1 rRNA gene is annotated in these 258 nt (G+C 53.9%); it reads left to right on the top strand.

Features of this window, described 5'->3' with window-relative positions:
• Position 1 precedes the first annotated feature (1 nt).
• Positions 2–258: ribosomal RNA gene (locus AC5RK6_RS01480) — 23S ribosomal RNA — on the top strand; the annotation flags it as partial.

Genomic DNA, 258 nt, shown 5'->3' with positions numbered 1-258 from the left:
TTGGTGGATGCCTTGGTGCGTATGGGCCGAAGAAGGACGTTGTAGCCTGCGATATGCCTCGGGGAATTGGCTAGCGAGTGGTGATCCGAGGGTGTCCGAATGGGGGAACCTAGCCTGGGTTATGCCGGGTTGCTGCCAGCTGAATTGATAGGTTGGTGGTGGGAACGTGGGGAAGTGAAACATCTTAGTACCTGCTGGAAAAGATATTTTGTGAGTAGTGGCGAGCGAAAGCGAAGGAGCCTAAACCTTGTGTGTGTG

It is taken from the genome of Actinotignum sp. usb-actsch-213 (genome assembly GCF_059085665.1).
This window is presented reverse-complemented; position numbering and strand designations above follow the sequence as displayed.